This window comes from Dysgonomonas gadei ATCC BAA-286, from assembly GCF_000213555.1.
Lineage (GTDB): Bacteria > Bacteroidota > Bacteroidia > Bacteroidales > Dysgonomonadaceae > Dysgonomonas > Dysgonomonas gadei.
On sequence record NZ_GL891988.1, the window covers coordinates 162,757 to 180,982 of the forward strand.

Genomic DNA, 18,226 nt, shown 5'->3' on the forward strand with positions numbered 1-18,226 from the left:
GTTTGCTACTGATTAAAAGTTAATATTAAGACCGAATAGGAATGTGCGAGGGTTAGGATAACCCAGATTATCAATACCGGCTTCCAATGCACTACCCAAAGCTGCGCGCTCCGGATCCATTCCTGAGTAGCTGGTAATAGTAAACAGGTTTTGAGCTGATGCTGAAAGGCGTATACCTAATCCTTTGGTCATTTTTGTTGGCAGGGTATAACCTATCTGCAGTAATTTGCAACGGAAGTATGATCCATCTTCAACGAAGAATGAAGAAACCCTGCGGTAATTCAGGTTAGCGTCAGTGTATGAAAGACGAGGGTAATAGTTGCTTGTACCTTCACCTCTCCATGCTTTATCGTATGCGTCTGCAAATACATTCTGTCCTTCGGTTCCCGCATAAAAACCACCCTTGGCACTGTTGTATATATCGTTTCCGATAGTACCGTAGAAGTTAGATACCAGATCAAAGTTTTTATATCCCAAACGGATGTTCAAACCAACCATCAGATCAGGGAAAGCGCTGCCTATATATGTTTTATCTTTTTCGTTGAATACACCATCATTATTCAAATCTTTGAAACGGATATCTCCCGGAACAGCATCCGGCTGAAGCAATTCTCCTGTGTTGCTGGTATGACTGTTAATCTCTGTCCAATTCTGGAAAATGCCATCTGCGACATAGCCGTAGAAGCGGCTGATCTCTCCTCCGACTTCGTTCTTTATAATGTATTCATTAAAGAACCCTCCCCTTAAGTATTCTGTAGTAAGACCGAAACCTTTAGCGATATTTTTTACACCGGAAAGGTTTACTCCAACTTCATAATTAAAGTCTCTCATCTGGTCTTTCCAATTCACCGATAATTCCCAACCTTTGGCTTCCATACTACCAATATTAGACCACATTTCGGCATTCCACATCGGATAACCTGTTACCATCAGATTTTGTTTCTGGATCAACATATCCTTCGATTTTTTCAGAAAAATATCAGCTGTAATATCCAGACGGTTATCTAAAAAGCCTGCGTCTATTCCCAGATTATAGTCTTCTACAATCTCCCATTTCAACATCGTATTGCCTACAGAGCTGACAGAGGTTCCTATATAGCGGTCGGAGCCGAAAACATAATCAGCTTTATCGATCAGGTTCAGGTAAGCATTTAGGTCTATAATATCATTTCCTACACGTCCCCATCCTGCACGGACTTTCAGATTTGATAGTACATTCTGGTTTTTCATGAATCCTTCTTCCGATACTCTCCATGCCACAGAAGCAGCAGGGAATGTGGCATATTTATTTCCTTTTGGGAATCTGGAAGATCCGTCGGTACGAACCGAAGCAGTAAGATAATAGCGGCTATCATAGTTATACATTACACGTCCTAAATAAGATATATAGGATTTGTATACATCAGTTCCGTCTGCCTGAGGGTTTAATGTTCCTGCCTTTACATACTGAAGATTCGGATGATTGTTTGGTACTGCTTCTCTAGAGCCTGTCAACCAATATTCTGCAGACTTCTCCATAGTGAAGCCACCCATCAGGGTTAGATTATGTTTTTCATTGAATGTACGCATGTAATTCAATGTATTGGTCCACGTCCAATCTACCCAATGATTTGAATTCCGTTCGATTTTGCTCTGTTGACTTTGTTCAAGATCATGAATATGGAACTGAGGAGTATAATTATCGGTCATTCTGAAGCGCGCATTTACACTGAATTGAGTGCGGGCAATCAATCCTTTTATCGGCTCAATACTCAGATACGGATTCATCATCAGCCCGTATTCATTGCTGTGCTTGTTCTGACGGGCAACGCTTCCTGCCGGATTCCAAACCTGATTGTGGTAAGAACGGGCATAATTGCTGTACTCATTTATACCCCAGTTTTCTCTGGCTCTATATACAGGTGTTGTCGGGTCCATGCGCATAACGGCATCGAACAGGTTAGGCGTATCTGTCCAGTTCTCGTAACGTGGGGCAAAATCTATTCCAGCCTTTACAACACTGTTGAATTTGTATTCTGTGTTGAATCTACCTGTAATACGTTCCCAGTAACCAACGTCGAACTGAGAATTCTGGCGGAAATATCCCAAACTACCACTGTAAACAAATTTATCTGTTCCTCCCTGAAAGCTAAAGTTATATGATTGGGTATATGCCACATCGTTAACTACCTGATCCCACCAATCCGTATCAGAGAATGAACCGATACCGGCAACATCCCAGGGTGCATTACTTCCGCCTTTAGCTTTGTCGTTTTCGAAACGTTCTTTAAATACTTTCTCATAAGTAGCGGCATTAGCCATATCGGGTTTGTTCAGGGTTTGCATTCCTAAAGATGCGCTGGCCTGGAATTTAGTTTTTCCTTCCGATCCTTTTTTTGTAGTAATCAAAATTACCCCATTAGAACCTCTGGTACCGTAGATTGCTGCGGCTGAGGCGTCTTTCAATACTTCTATACTTTCTATATCATTTTGGTTCAGGAAATTTATATTCGCTCCTTGCCCCAAAGGTACATTGTCTACTACATACAGCGGATCGGAACCGTTTATTGTAGTCACACCGCGGATTATCACGCGCGGGTTGTCTCCCGGGCCACCCGAACCGGTGATCTGCACACCGTTGGCTTTACCCTGCATGGAATATAAGGCATTTCCTGATGTCATGTTCTTTAATGCTTCTCCTTTTACGGTAGTTATTGAGCTGGTTAGGTCGCTTTTCTTCACCACGCCATAACCGATAACCACTACATCGTCGAGCATCTTTGTATTATCTTCCATCACAACATTTATAACCCCGCCTTTGTCCATCTTCACTTCCTTGGTTATAAGGCCGATCATGGAGTATACAATCGTAGCATTTTCCGGAACATTCAACAACGTATAATTACCATCTATGTCTGTCATTGTTCCATTGGTTGTGCCTTTTTCCATTACAGTGACGCCAATAAGAGGCTCATTGCCGGCAGCCGTAACTTTTCCCCTAAGTGTAACTCTGGTCTGTGCCATAAGACACAGAGGCAAGGTTAGTAATAGAATTATCAGATATTTTTTCATAAGTATTTGTTTATGTTTTTTTACTTCTGTTTATATTTACTCGCGGACAAGTTTAGCTCTTCCCAAATGAGCGTCAAAATATAATTTATAAGAACCTGTTTGTTTTACTGTCGGTTTCGCCCAGTTATCAGCACCGTTAGGCTTGGTCCATGCAGGGTTCTTATAGTCGCCATAATAATTGAATATTTCCGGTTCGTCCGAATTATCTACTCGCCATGAGCAATAGTTCCACCATCCATCAGAGTGCCAGTTGTGGAAAACAAAATTCATTTTCTGTCCTGCTTCCAAAGACAATGGATTAGCCAGGTAATAGAGGTGCGGATTGGTCGCATCCTGTGTAAACCGGCTTACTTCTCTCGGGTTGGAAGTCATATAACCAAAATAGAACTCCTGAAGCCAGCTTCCGCCATCACCCCAAGTATCCAGACTGATAGAACCGAATTTATGAGGGACAGGATCAACCGCATCAGCAATCGCATAGGTCTTGACTTTGTAAATAGCGGTTTTTACATTAAATGTAATTTCATAATATACATTCGCCTGAGTTAACACGATAGGTTCTGCAATATCGGGATCATCAGTCAATTTTGTGTTATCGGCAGGATCGATACCGAAACAAATCGGAGTGAAATCGCTTTTTTGAGGTAAGAAGAAAATCTCAGTACCTGCTTTCTGGCAATAATAATTCGCTTTATATTCATAAGCGGCAGTACGCTCTATACGCATAGGCACACCAAATACATCACTGTTCAACTCGGCTACAGTCGCTACATCCGCAAGGTACATCTTAGGGAAGTCCGGCATTTCCGATACAGTGATCACACTGGTCTTGCTAGTTTCCAGCCCTGCTTTGTCAACAGCTTTTAATGTCAGGTTATATGTGGCTACTGCCGAAGGTAATGTTATAGGGTCATTAAATTCAAGAGTCTTGCCTGAATTTGTGAAGGTTGTGATTTCTCTCGAATAATTGATTTCAGGTATGTTTATTGTTACCAGATCCAATGCCTTATCATCTTCTGCTGTAAATTTAACGTTCAATCGTGTTTCTGTTTTCAACAGAACAGTTATGGCTGCATCCGGAGATACGGTAAATACAGGATTTGTAAAATCCCCGTCCATGGTAACCAGTACAGTTTCTGTAGTGGTACGTCCGCCCCGGTCGGTAGCGGTAACATCCAATTGGAAATTGTCTCCTTCCAGGCCTTTTACTATCTTGTATTTATAGTTCAGGTCGAAAGAATATACAATACTGTCTAATGTAAGGTCTATAGTTTTATCCAGATTGAATGCCGCATTTTTCAGATTGATGGAGCGAAGCCCGTCTTTATCTTCTACTTTTGCTTTGATTGTAATTTCTCTGCCGGGTTCTGTCTTTATATTCGAAGAGCCCATAACAATTGTAGGAGGTAACCCATCTACATCGGAATAGCCATCATCATCGCTACATCCATTCAATAGAAATAGAAGGATCAACAGCAAGCTAATACACTTTTTTGTTTTCATGAAATCAGATTTTAGTTTATGAAATTTTTTAATTTAAGGTCTCAGACCTATTTGTTATTTCTGTATCTGCAATATCAATAGTCAGTTACAAATAAAATACGTTGTATTAAATATTTTCTATAGCTTATTTTTTGAAGAATACAATTAAAACCGCAGTTAGTGGTTGTTCTAATTGTACCAGCACCACATTCCCGTAGCAAATGTATATATTGATCGACTACAGATGTGAACGCAAACTAATCATTAATGAATGCTAAATCGGTCAATGCTTAATTAGGGTATCTATATTATCAGATTATTATTACATTTGGATATCAATAGTCAAAGTCTGATAAACCGTATGAGATCGTTTTTATTACTATTTCTTATTCTTTCGTCATTTTTATCATCTTATGCTCAGCTTTATACGATAAAAACGCTGGGGATAGAACATGGTGTTTCAAGCAATTATATTGTGAGCATTACACAGGACAAGAGGGGGTTTTTATGGTTTGCAACCGAATCCGGATTGAATAGGTTTGATGGAAATAGATGTAAAGTTTATAAGAAAAATAACATTGAAGGAAGTAACAGTATAAGCGGGAACGAACTGAATAAAGTGTATGCCGACAAATATGATGATATAGTCTGGATCGCAACACAACGGGAAGGGCTGAATGCGTTTGATTCTAATACTGAAACATTTACCCATTATAAACATGACGCCGTCAATCCATCGGGAATTATAACAAACGACATTACCGATATAACCAACTCTAAAGACGGAAACCTATGGCTGTCGACATATTACAGAGGTGTCGAATATTTTAACAAAAAGAATAAGACGTTCGAACACTATAATCAGTCTACGGTTCCCGGGATGGTCAATGATAATGTCTGGTCTGTAAATGAAGACAATAAGGGATTTTTATATATCGGACATGTATCGTCCGGGCTGAGCATACTATCATTGAAAGACAAGAAGATAAGGAATTTCAGACATAATCCGGATGATAAGGAAAGTTTGCCCGGCGATGAAGTAAAGACTATCTATGTAGATAAGAATGATAATGTATGGATAGGGACGAACAATGGACTGGCCCTTTTTAATACGGAGAAAGAATCGTTTATTGTATTCAGCCACGACCCCCAAAACAAGGCTTCCCTGATCTCGAACTACATATATACCATTAATCAGCTCAGCGACGGAAAATTATGGGTAGGAACAGAAAAAGGCGGGGTAAGTATCCTCGATATAAGGCAAAGCATGTTCCTGACACCTCAGCATGTTTCTTTCAGCAATATAACTTACCGGGACGATAGCAAAGGATTCTCGAATCCGACAATCCGGTGCATTTATCAGGACTCTTTCAATAATTCCTGGTTTGCGACATATGGAGGCGGGATAAACTTCATCAGCCATTACTCACCTTTTTTCGATACATGGTCATACTCACCTATACAAACCCTGAATAATTCTTTAAATAACCCGATAGCATGGGGGATATGCACTGACGAGAAAGACCGTGTATGGATAGGTACCGATGGCGGGGGAATCAATGTTTTTGAAAATGGAGAAAGAACCCATATTTTTGATAAAAAGACTAATAAAATAACTGATGATGCTATATTAGCCGCGATCAGGGATTCTAAAAATAACTTATGGTTCGGCACCTTCCGGGGAGGTGTGAATATATTTGATTCGCAAAGCAAGGCTGTTTCTGAATTTATGATAGATGGAAAGAATACAGATGTCAGGTGTTTTTATGAAGACAATGAAAAGAATATGTGGATCGGGTGCACGTATGGATTGTATCAATATAATATAGTCACACAAAAACGGCAATTGTTCTCTACCGAAAATTCCGAACTGCCCAATAATCTCGTACGTGCCATATCGAGAGACAACAAAGGGCAAATATGGATCGGCTTTTTCGGTGAAGGGCTGGCTATTCTTGACAAGAATCTGAAAGTCATCAAAACTCTGAAGACTGACCGGGGCTTTCCGTCCAATACTGTAGATCATATATATAAAGACGCAAAAGGGCAGATGTGGGTAGCAACGGGAGAAGGACTTGTCTATTTTAAATCTCCCGATAAAATGGATGAATATACCGTTTTTGACGAAAAGGACGGGCTGATAAACAGCCATATACGCGCCATTACCGAAGACAAGGATGGTAACATATGGATTAGTACCAATGGCGGAATCAGCCGTTTTATACACAGTAATAATAAATTTGACAATTACAATCATTACAATGGGGTTCCCCTCGGTGATTTTATGAGTGGTTCGGTAACAAAAGATTCTAAAGGAACAATTTTCTTCGGTTCACAAAACGGAGTTTGTTATTTCAAACCTGAGGCTGTGCCTACCCAAATAGATTTACCTCCTACAGCCATTACCAGTTTCAAGATATATAGCGACCAGTTGAAAATATCGGATAATGATACGGATATACCTGTTACATCCGAGATCGAATTAAACTATAATCAAAATACATTCAATATATCATTCAATGTATTGGATTATTCTCTCAATCATCTGGTAGACTATACTTATATGCTCAAAGGGTTGGAGGATTTGTGGTATAATACACAGGGAGAAAACTCCGTAACGTTCCGCAACATCCCTCCCGGTACATACGAACTGTTAATCAAATCGCGGGTTAAGAATCAGGAATGGTCGGAGAATATTACCTCTCTGACAATTAATATCAATCCGCCATTGTGGCTTACATGGTGGGCTAAAGCGCTGTATATTATAACGATATTTTGTATAGTAATTCTTATTCTCCGTTTCTATAAACGTAAACTTGATCTGGAAAATTCTCTCACTCTGGAAAAGAAAAACCATCTTCAAGAACAGGAATTAAATAATGAAAGACTTCGTTTTTTTACAAATATAACTCATGAACTGCGTACTCCTCTGACTCTCATACTAGGCCCTTTGGAAGACCTGCATGGTGATCCGGGCTTGCCGGAAAAGCACTCATCCAAAATATCAGCCATATACAGAAGTGCTACACGGCTGTTGAGCCTTATAAACCAGATACTGGAATTCCGAAAAACAGAAACCCAAAATAAAAGGCTAAGTGTCTACAAAAGCGATATTTCTCAATTGGTACATGAAGTGGGGCTGAAGTATAAAGAACTCAATACGAACAAACGGATCTCTTTCAATATCAGTATAGAAACGCTAAATGTAGATGTTTTCTTCGATTCCGATGTGATAACGACTATCCTGGAGAACCTGTTGTCCAACGCATTCAAATATACCCAAAAAGGTAGCATCTCCCTTATATTGAGATCCGTAGAGAATAGTGGTGTAAACTATACCGAAATAGAGGTCAGAGACACAGGCAGGGGTATTCCTCCGGAATCAATCCCTAAAATATTTGACAGGTATTATCAGGCCGAAAGGGAACAGCAAGTATCGGGTACAGGTATCGGTTTGGCTCTTGTGCATAATCTTGCTTTCATACATCAGGGAGAAATATCTGTCGAAAGCAAACCCGGTGAAGGGACGTCTTTCCGTTTCAGGATAGTAACGGATAATACTTATCCGGATGCTTTACATATGGACAAAACGACCAAAGATGTCATAGAAGAAAACGGAGAGATTGTAAAATCAGAGCCGACAGATACCAAGCAGGTGATTCTGGTTATCGAAGACAATGACGATATCAGGGATTATATCCATAACTCCTTATCAGAGCAATACAAAGTATATACTGCGTCGAACGGGAAGAAAGGCTTAAAAGAGGCATATACTCATATTCCGGATATTATTATCAGCGATATCATGATGCCTGAAATGGATGGATTCGAACTAAGCAGAATATTAAAGGAAGATGTGCGTACAAGTCATATACCAATCATACTGCTTACTGCCAAGGATTCTATTCAGGACCGGACGGAAGGATATAATATTGGAGTAGAGTCGTATATAACAAAACCGTTCAGTGCCAGCCTGCTGCATAGCCGTGTAACCAATCTGTTGGAAGCCAGACGAAAGGTCGCAGAATTGATAAATAATAATACAGCAAACAAGAATGCCATCATAATAGACTCTATAAGCAAAATAGATAATGAGTTTATAGAAAAAGTAACGTCCATTATTGAGCAGAATCTGGATTCGGACAATGTAGATGTTGCGTTTATAGCGGACAAAATGAACATGAGCCATTCCACTCTATACCGAAAAGTAAAAGCCCTGACGGGCATGTCTGCGAACGAATTTATAAGAAAAGTAAGAATACGAAATGCAGAACAACTTCTTCTCACAGGGAAATATACTATCTCCGAAATATCCTATATGGTAGGGATGAACAGTGTTACTTATTTCCGTCAATGCTTTAAAGAAGAATTTGGATTGGTACCCTCCGAGTATATAAAACAGATAATGAACAGAAAGTAATCGGGGGGTAAAGAAAGTTTTATCTTTTCGCGGAAAGTTTATCTATGTATGTAGCTGTTAGCCTTTAGGTGATAGCTTGTTGTTCTTTGAAGTATTGGTATAAGTAATAAGTTTTAAGTACTAAGTTGAAAGTTATATGAGATACGAGTAGACAAACACAAATTGTTTACTGCTAACTGTTTACTGTTTACTGAAAAAGGTGTAACCTTTGTTACCTTTTATTTTTAACCACAGAGTAAACGGAGTAGCACGGAGTTTTTAGAAGAAAAAGTGACAATAAAAATTGTGTAAAAAGTCGTCAGGTTTGTCAGGTTTTGTACATAAGCTATCGGCTAACAGCTATCAGCTAATAGCTAAAAATGCGTTACCTTTGTTACTTTTTAACAAGTAGTAAGTTGAAAGTTATATGAGATACGAGTAGACAAGAAACAAGTTGTTAACTGATGACTGCTTACTGTTAACTGTAAAGCCAATTATTAATTTTTCATTGTTTTCTGTATTTGCTTTTCGTCTATTTCTTATCCGAACAACCGGATTTATAATATATGACTCATTTACTATCCTATTTTGCCCTATCTATACCCCATTGCATTCTGTCATATATTGTATTTTTGTTAACGCAGAAATTAACAAATTTAATATATCATGAAATTATCAAGATTACTTTCGAGTGCCGTTCTATGCCTGCTGACGTTATCGCTAGCTGGTCAGGTAAGTTTCGGTGAACCGGAGAAGATTAACTCCAACTGGAAATTTACTTTAAATGATGTCAAAGACGGCCAGACTCCGTCGTTGGATGACAAAAGATGGAAAACTGTCGACTTACCCCATGACTGGAGTGTGAAAGGTCAGCTCAGTCCTACACTTGCCAGTGCCACGGGTTACTTGCCCGGAGGTATAGGCTGGTATCGCAAGACAATCAACGTACCCCAATCGAAACAAGGGGAAAAAGTATACTTGTACTTCGAAGGAGTGTACAATCGCAGCGAAGTGTTCATCAATGGACAGTCGTTAGGCAAACGTCCGAATGGTTATGTCTCTTTTATGTACGATGCCACTCCCTACATTAAATATGGGGAAGATAATGTAATAGCTGTTCGTGCAGATCATAGCCAGTCGGCAGACTCACGCTGGTACACCGGTTCGGGTATCTATCGTAATGTATGGATGGTATATGCCAATCCTCTGCATATTGCACAATGGGGTGTATTTGCATATCCTAAATCAGTGACTAAGAAACAAGCCGTTGTATCTGTGTCTGTGGAAATGGATAATTCTACAGTGAAAGATGCGAATCTGACTATTACAAACGAGTTGTTGTCGGCAGACGGTAAGGTTGTTGCAAAAGATTCAAAGAAGCTGCAAATGACAGCCGGAAATAATGAGGTGTCGGCAGACCTGAAAGTAAACAATCCTCAGTTATGGGACTTGAATAACCCGAATCTATACCAATTAAAGACGACGGTACTCAAAGATGGTAAAGTTATAGACCAAACCACTACTACTACAGGTATTCGCAACTATACATTCGATCCGAATAAAGGATTTGCCCTGAATGGAGACTGGATGAAGGTAAAAGGCGTATGTATCCACCACGATGCGGGCGTATTAGGGTCGGCTGTGCCAAAAGATGTGTGGAAACGCAGATTGCTTACACTGAAAGAGATAGGGGTGAATGCTATCCGTACCAGCCACAATCCTCAGGCACCGGATCTATATAGCTTGTGCGATGAACTAGGACTATTGGTACTCAATGAAGCCTATGACGAATGGGAATTTCCTAAACGCAAATGGCTCGAAGGCTGGAATGTGGGAACTCCCGGATTTCAAGGTAATTTCGATTATTTTGGAGAATGGGGAGAAAAAGACTTAGCAGACATTGTACGTCGCGACCGTAATCATATATCCGTATTTGCATGGAGTATCGGCAATGAAGTAGATTATCCGAACGATCCTTATTCTCATCCGGTATTGGATGGTGGAGCAGCAACAGGCTTTACTCAGGCAATGTTTGGAGGATATAAGAAAGATGCGCCTGATGCCATGCGCCTGGGTGATATAGCCAAACGACTGGTGGCAGTAGTTAAGAAATATGATACATCACGTCCTACAACAGCCGGATTGGCCGGAGTAGCCATGTCTAATCAGACTGCATATCCCGGAGCATTGGATATCGCAGGATACAACTATACTGAAGGGATGTATGCAAAAGATCACCAGGCATATCCTGAGAGGGTAATCTACGGCAGTGAAAACCGGCATGAACTAAGTGCTTGGAAAGCAGCAAGGGATAATGAATATATCTTCGGACAATTCTTGTGGACGGGTATAGATTATCTGGGAGAATCGGGACGCTGGCCGTCGAGAGGCTTTTATTCGGGACTGCTTGATTTCGGAGGCTTTATTAAACCAAGAGGCTATTTCCGTCAATCGCTTTGGTCGGATAAACCGATGGCTTATCTGGGAACTTATCCTACACCGGGCAAAGGTAGCAAAAGCCAGATGAAAGATGTATGGTCTCAGCTGGATGCTGAAAATGACGGTAACTACGAAGAGAAAACCCCATCGATGGATGCATGGCCTATCTGGAACTATCAGGAAGGACAATCTATCCGTGTAGTAAGCTATACCAATGCGGCGAAAGCCAGACTGGAACTGAATGGAAAAGAAGTAGGCCAGACAAAAGATTATGACGATAATACAGGTATTATCTATTGGGATATTCCTTATCAGGCAGGTAAACTGGAGGTTATAGGAATGGATAAAAATGGTAATGAAACAGCACGTTATGCCATACAATCTTCCGGACAGCCGTATGCACTGACTATCGTACAATCGGAGAAAGAAATCTGTAAAGACAAAGGCCTTGCTCAGATCGTTGTACAGGTAGTGGACGAGAATGGTGTGCCTGTGATGTTGTCTGATAATGAAGTTACCTGCCGTATAATCGGCCCTGCGAAACTGCTCGGACTGGAAGCCAGCAATAACGAAGATATGAGTGATTATACGGATAACAGACACCGTGTCTTCCATGGTCATATACTCGCTTATATACAGACAACAGGCGAGCAGGGAGAAATTAAAGTCCAGTTCACCTCGCCTTGGCTGAAGTCAGTGGAAGAGACAATCCGGGTTAAATAAGACAATATATAATCAATCTGTTTATAGTAAAAACGGCGTCGGTAATTCAATTACCGACGCCGTTTTCTATAGTACTTCTTATTACTGGCTTATTTAGGAATATCGATCAATTCCACTTCGAAGATAAGGTTGGAGAAAGGCTTTATAGAACCTTGTTCTCTCGCTCCATAAGCTAAATCGTAAGGGATATACAACATCCATTTTGAGCCTACAGGCATCAACATCAAAGCTTCTGTCCATCCCTTAATTACTTGTCCTACGCCAAATGTAGCAGGCTCTCCTCTTTCAATACTGCTGTCGAATACAGTTCCGTCGAGCAATGTACCTTTATAGTGAACTGTCACGCGATCTGCTGCTGTTGGTTTAGCTCCTGTTCCTTCAGTTATTATCTTATACTGTAAGCCGCTAGGCAATGTCACCACTCCGCTCGCAGTCTTATTTTCTGCCATAAATTTATCACCTTCGGCAATCTGGCTGGCATATTCGGATTTCATTTCCTCCGCTTTCTTTGCTTCGTTTACCTCCTGTGCTTTTTGAGCGGCATCCTGTATAATACCTTCTGATCCTTCTATGAGTAGTTTTTCATCTTTCAGGCTATTGGAGAAAGCAGAAACAAAGGCATCAATATTCAGTTTACCAGGTCCGCCTAATATTTCTTTCGAGAAATTATCGGTCATAGTCGAAAGCCGACTGCCGATAGCCACCCCTGAATTGAATGCCGATTTACTTTTATCTTGTTTTATCGTTTGCGCAAAACCGACCAAAAACTCTTCTAAATTGGCTGCATTGGCTTTCGTCAGGGAATCTAACTTGGAGGCCATTTCCACCTTCAGGTTGCTTTGTTTTGAGGCATCAGCCTCTTTTTCTATTTTGGATGTATAGTCGGCTCTCACCGCAGCGGTATCTGCTATAACTCCCATTTGTGACAGATAAGGTTTCAACCCGCTTTGTACCATGTTTACACCGAGGGCATAAGATATGGTATCAGCCTGAGTGCTGAGAACAGGCTCTACCGCCACGATTTTCTTAGGGGTTGTTTTTTTCTGCGCAAGCAGACCTTCCGGACTTAATACTGCGCATGCAACCAAAGAGAATAGTAATAATTTCTTCATATGACTAATTTTATTTGTTGATGTTCTATGTTTATAGTTTCTGAGAATGTGTATATTATATCGAGATGCAAAAGTAGTATTTTTTATCCGTCTATATCGTAACTTCAATAAACTTATTGTGAAATCTTGTAAAAACTTGAAAACTAATCACTACCTTTGCGCGTCCTTAACGGCTGACTCTCTTATGTCGAATATTCTTTGGGGTGGGAGTAGGCCTGTTGAAGGGTTAATTACCACATAAGAATATTTATAATTTTTAATGAAAACATTTGAAGAATTAGGGGTTGCAGCGAATATCCGCAAAGCGATCGAAGAAATGGGTTACGAGAATCCCATGCCCGTGCAAGAAGAAGTGATTCCATACCTGCTGGGCGAAACAAGCGACATAATTGCATTGGCGCAAACAGGAACCGGCAAAACAGCGGCTTTTGGGTTACCTGTCCTACAAAAAATCGAAGTAAAAGAAAACGTACCTCAGGCATTGATACTGTGTCCTACCCGTGAGTTGTGTTTACAGATAGCAGGTGATCTGGCAGATTATTCAAAGTATATTGATAATCTGAGAGTACTTCCTGTATATGGAGGGTCAAGCATCGAGAGCCAGATTAAATCTCTGAAAAGGGGAGTACAAATTATCGTTGCTACTCCGGGGCGTCTGATAGATCTTATCAACCGTAAAACGGTAGATTTGAAGAACATAAAATATGTTGTGCTCGATGAGGCAGATGAAATGCTGAATATGGGCTTTACGGAAAGTATCGATGAGATACTATCTAAAGTGCCTGACGAAAGAGTAATGCTCCTTTTCTCGGCAACAATGCCAAAGGAGATTGCTAAGATTACCAAAAAATACATGCAAAGCCCTAAAGAGATTACGATTGGCCGTAAGAATGAAGGCTCGAACAACGTAAAGCATGTATATTATATGGTACATGCAAAGGATAAATATCTGGCGCTAAAACGTATAGCCGACTATTATCCGAATATATACGGTATCATTTTCTGCCGTACCCGCCGCGAAACACAGGAGATTGCCGACAAACTGATACAGGACGGATACAATGCCGACTCCCTGCATGGTGATCTATCTCAGGCACAGCGCGACTATGTGATGCAGAAATTCCGCATTCATAATATTCAGTTACTGGTTGCGACCGATGTAGCTGCCCGCGGACTGGACGTTGACAGTCTTACGCATGTTATCAATTACGGATTGCCTGACGATATAGAATCATATACCCACCGTAGCGGACGTACTGGCCGTGCTGGTAAAACAGGGACATCAATCTCTATTGTCCATGTAAAGGAGAAGGGTAAAATCCGGGAAATTGAGAAAATCATCAATAAGAAATTCGAGCAGGGAGTAATTCCTTCGGGAGAAGCCATTTGCGAAAAGCAATTGTTCAGTCTTGTTGACAGAATAGAGAAAGTAAAGGTGAACGAAGATGAAATATCGAACCTTCTCCCATCTGTGTACAGGAAACTCGACTGGCTGGAAAAAGAAGATATTATAAAACGTGTTGTGGCTCTTGAATTTAACCGCTTGATCGACTATTATCGCGATGCGGATGAGATAGAGACTCCTTCCGACCGCTTCTCCAAAGGAGACGACAAGTCATATCCTCGGCGTAAAGACCGTGAACGTTCTGATCGTTCTTCGGGAGGTAGCCGCGGTGCGGAAAAGGGATACTCTCGTCTTTTCATTAATATCGGTCGTACAGACAGTGTAAATCCGGCAACACTTATGGGATTGGTAAACGATTTCGTTCCTGAGAAGGTGAATATCGGACGTATCGACATCATGCAAAATTTCTCCTTCTTTGAGGTACCGGAAAAGGATGCTCAGAAAGTGATAAGCGCAATGAGCCGTCAGGAACAAAACGGTCGTCGCATATCTGTAGAAGTTGCCCAAGGTGGCGGAGGTGGAGACCGGGGGAATTCCGGGGCTTCCCGTTTCGAAAGAGGTGGCGGCTATCGAGGAAACAGCGGTTCTTCACGTCCTGATAAGGGATCGAAAAGAAACTCGGATTTCAAATCTTCAAAACCGTCGGACAAAGGACATCGAAAAGGTGGACGCAAACCGAAGTTTTCCTGATAGAAAACTAAGTTAACATTAATATATACGTCAGTTGCCTTATCTATACAGGATAAGTGACTGACGTTTCTTTATATAGCGATTTCTTATTTGATAGTCTTATCCCTTAATACTGTCTGTAATAGAAACTCGACCATTCTTTTCTTATATCGAAGCATTGATTCCATATAAAAATAGATAAGCACTGATGCTAGAATAAGAGTGAGACTGTAGTCCCTGTATCGATCTCTGATTCTATCTTATATTCAATCCCGTTTTTGTCTAGTATGCGTAAGGCTATCGACAGTCCGATACCGCTACCTTGCACCTCGTTCGTATTATCAGCCCGATAAAAAGGTCTGCTGATATCTGCCAGTTGGTCCGATGGAATACCAATACCCTTGTCGGCAATGGACAAGCACAGTCTATCAGATTTCTTGTACATATGTATGGTGACATTTTCTTTAGAAGAATACTTCACCGCGTTCTCCACCAGATTGAATAAAGCAATCAGTAATTGGGTCCTATCCTTATCAATAGACATCAATTGCTCATCTTCCGGCTGTATATCCATATTGACCAGAATCTTAGAACTGGGATACAGGCTTTTCATCTTGCTTATAATCTCCCAGATCAATTCGTCTATTCGCATATAAGATGCTTCCTTTTCATCTTTCTTCAGATCGGAAATAATAATGAGAGTGTCCAGTATCTCTTCCATCTGTACTATCTGCTCGATAAGCTTTCCCGACAGTTGCCGGTATTCTTCCGGGCTACGGTCTTTTATCGAGAATAAGTCTATATTTCCCATCATAGATGCCAAAGGAGTCCTAAATTCATGGGAGACATATCTTACAAAATTCTTTTGGATGACTACTGTTTCCGATATCTTTGCCAGTAAATCGTTGAATGTTTCTATCAAATTCTGCAACTCATCTTTCGTGTCAGGCGACTGTATACGGACATTCAGATTATTAGTCGATATATTCTTTACCTGACCTATCACATCGCTAAACGGACGATATGCGATGCGGGATACCCAACGACTGAGAAGGACAATCGCTAAAAGTCCGATAATAAACGACGGAATCAATATCCACAACAATAAATTGACCTGTTCAGTCAGTCCGTTTTCAGGAACTTTGGCGATAACGACAAAGTCTCCCTGATTATCTTCATAGAATATGCCATAGCAAAGATATTCGTCTATAGTGAAAGACAAATGCCTGTTGAGCCGTATCTTATCCAGAATAGAAACAGGGATATCGGATACACCGACGCCATATGCTATATTATTGTGCATGTCATATACCTGATAATATGAGTCGGTTACCATTTCTTCAAACTGTGCCTTAATCTTTGCAAACTCTCTGTCGTTTAATTCGTCCTCCTCAAGGTAGAACAAAGCCGATATATGAGCCGTTTTTTCAAGATTACTATAAATGGACTTTTTTGTGTTGTTGTAGAACAAACCGTATATAAGCAGGGATATAATAGCGAAGATTATACCAAAGATAAGCGAACAATACAGGCTCAGGCGATTTTTTACTTTCATGTGATACCTCTAATCATAAGTTTCTATCATATACCCCCGTCCCTTTACTGTTTTGATAAGCTTTACATGTCCATCCGTGTCTATCTTATTCCGCAGGTACGAAATGTATACATCCACCACATTCGTATTCGTATCGTAGTTTACACCCCATACGGTATCCAGCAATTGGGCGCGGGATAATACTTTATCCTTATTTTCCATCAGTAATTTCAATAATTTGAATTCCTGCATTGTAAGTTTAATCTCTTCACCTCCTCTTTCTACCCGGTGCCTGTCTTTAAATAGCTTAAGATCGTCACATTCCAGTACATCGGATGCAACATCATACTTTAATCCTGCCCTACGGGTCAATGCATTGATATGAGCTATCAGTTCCCTGAGGAGAAACGGTTTGGTCAGGTAATCATCTGCTCCACAGTCTAGCGCCCTGATTTTGTCCTCTGCGTCACCTAAGGCACTGATGACAAGTATGGGGGTGTTGATCTTTTTATAACGCGTATATTGTAATAATTCGATACCATCTATATCCGGTAACATAATGTCCAACAAGATCAGGCTCCACTCTTTCTCGCTGATCAGGCTGCGTGCATCTACTCCGTTTTCGGCTAGAACAACAGAATATCCGGTTTCTTCCAGACCTTTCACCACAAATTCACTGATACGGTGATTGTCCTCTATTAATAAAATCTCCATAACACATAGTTTTAGAATTATAAAAGTAACGATTTTCAGTTAATGCAAATCTTATATTGAATTAAAACGTTCAATTGTTCTTCTGTGCAGTCAATTAGTTATGCTTATTGTTCAATAGTAAAAAAGGAGGCAAAGGTAACACTGAAAATAATTAATAATTAAGAATGAAAAATCACTAGTGTTGCGTTAAAATTAATTGAATAACAATAAGTTATCAATTTGCTCTTTGACATTTTTGTAATCAGATTTATTAATCAGTTGATTTATAGGAGTTTTATCCAGCAGGGACTTGCCGAAAATTTGTAATAATTCGTAGATTGTACGTTCTGTTTTGAGTTTTTTTGCAACTATCGCTATAAGGCAATAAGCAATAACAGCACAATTTACCTGTATTTTTACGGCATTTTCGGTCGTTCCCCAAAACTGTTTGATTTTCAGATGCTGTTTTATCCATTTGAAAAACAATTCAATAGACCAACGTTTGCGATATAATTCCGTAATCGTTTTAGCATCGGAAACCAAGTCATTTGTCAGAAAAACAAACTCTCTGTTTTGCACGGTATCGTAATAACGAATCTTGCGGATTTTTTCGGGGTAGCGTTTCGGTGAATTTCCGGTTGTAAAAACACCGATTTGGTCGGACTTTATACCTGTATACGGTTCTTTTTTTAAGGCTGTATATTCGCCTGAATTTGATT

At 40.3% G+C, this 18,226-nt stretch carries 9 protein-coding genes; 3 read left to right on the plus strand and 6 right to left on the minus strand.

Features of this window, described 5'->3' with window-relative positions:
* Positions 1 to 12: 12 nt before the first annotated feature.
* Together HMPREF9455_RS17120 and HMPREF9455_RS17125 are read right to left on the minus strand one after the other, a co-directional pair.
* Positions 13 to 3,051 carry a SusC/RagA family TonB-linked outer membrane protein gene (locus HMPREF9455_RS17120; RefSeq protein ID WP_006801000.1) on the minus strand — a complete coding sequence of 1,013 codons (3,039 nt, stop codon included), beginning with the start codon at positions 3,049 to 3,051 and terminating at the stop codon, positions 13 to 15.
* A 36-nt stretch (positions 3,052 to 3,087) separates the two neighbouring features.
* Positions 3,088 to 4,554: a hypothetical protein gene (locus HMPREF9455_RS17125; RefSeq protein ID WP_006801001.1), complete on the minus strand. Its 1,467-nt coding sequence runs from the start codon at positions 4,552 to 4,554 to the stop codon at positions 3,088 to 3,090.
* A 340-nt stretch (positions 4,555 to 4,894) separates the two neighbouring features.
* On the opposite strand from HMPREF9455_RS17125, the gene HMPREF9455_RS17130 reads away from it, so the two are divergent.
* Positions 4,895 to 8,953 carry a hybrid sensor histidine kinase/response regulator transcription factor gene (locus tag HMPREF9455_RS17130; protein WP_006801002.1) on the plus strand — a complete coding sequence of 1,353 codons (4,059 nt, stop codon included), beginning with the start codon at positions 4,895 to 4,897 and terminating at the stop codon, positions 8,951 to 8,953.
* Positions 8,954 to 9,598: 645 nt separating this feature from the next.
* Positions 9,599 to 12,094, plus strand: a complete 2,496-nt coding sequence (locus tag HMPREF9455_RS17135) for a glycoside hydrolase family 2 TIM barrel-domain containing protein (RefSeq protein ID WP_006801003.1) — start codon at positions 9,599 to 9,601, stop codon at positions 12,092 to 12,094.
* Between the two features lie 89 nt (positions 12,095 to 12,183).
* Here HMPREF9455_RS17135 and bamJ read toward each other — a convergent pair whose 3' ends face one another.
* The gene (bamJ, locus tag HMPREF9455_RS21880; RefSeq protein ID WP_006801004.1) at positions 12,184 to 13,206 is read right to left on the minus strand and encodes a BamJ family beta-barrel-assembly machinery protein; all 1,023 of its coding nucleotides are present in this window, start codon (positions 13,204 to 13,206) and stop codon (positions 12,184 to 12,186) included.
* Between the two features lie 259 nt (positions 13,207 to 13,465).
* On the opposite strand from bamJ, the gene HMPREF9455_RS17145 reads away from it, so the two are divergent.
* Entirely contained in the window at positions 13,466 to 15,301 is a 1,836-nt protein-coding gene (locus HMPREF9455_RS17145) for a DEAD/DEAH box helicase (protein ID WP_006801005.1), read from the plus strand.
* Positions 15,302 to 15,491: 190 nt separating this feature from the next.
* Here the strand turns inward: HMPREF9455_RS17145 and HMPREF9455_RS17150 are convergent, their stop codons facing one another.
* The 3 genes from HMPREF9455_RS17150 to HMPREF9455_RS17160 form a co-directional block, all read right to left on the minus strand.
* Positions 15,492 to 16,835, minus strand: a complete 1,344-nt coding sequence (locus HMPREF9455_RS17150; RefSeq protein ID WP_006801006.1) for a sensor histidine kinase — start codon at positions 16,833 to 16,835, stop codon at positions 15,492 to 15,494.
* A 9-nt stretch (positions 16,836 to 16,844) separates the two neighbouring features.
* Complete coding sequence (locus tag HMPREF9455_RS17155) at positions 16,845 to 17,528, minus strand: response regulator transcription factor (protein ID WP_006801007.1); 684 nt, start codon at positions 17,526 to 17,528, stop codon at positions 16,845 to 16,847.
* 192 nt (positions 17,529 to 17,720) lie between these two features.
* A partial coding sequence (locus HMPREF9455_RS17160) for an IS4 family transposase (RefSeq protein ID WP_006801008.1) occupies positions 17,721 to 18,226 on the minus strand: 506 nt, incomplete at its 5' end.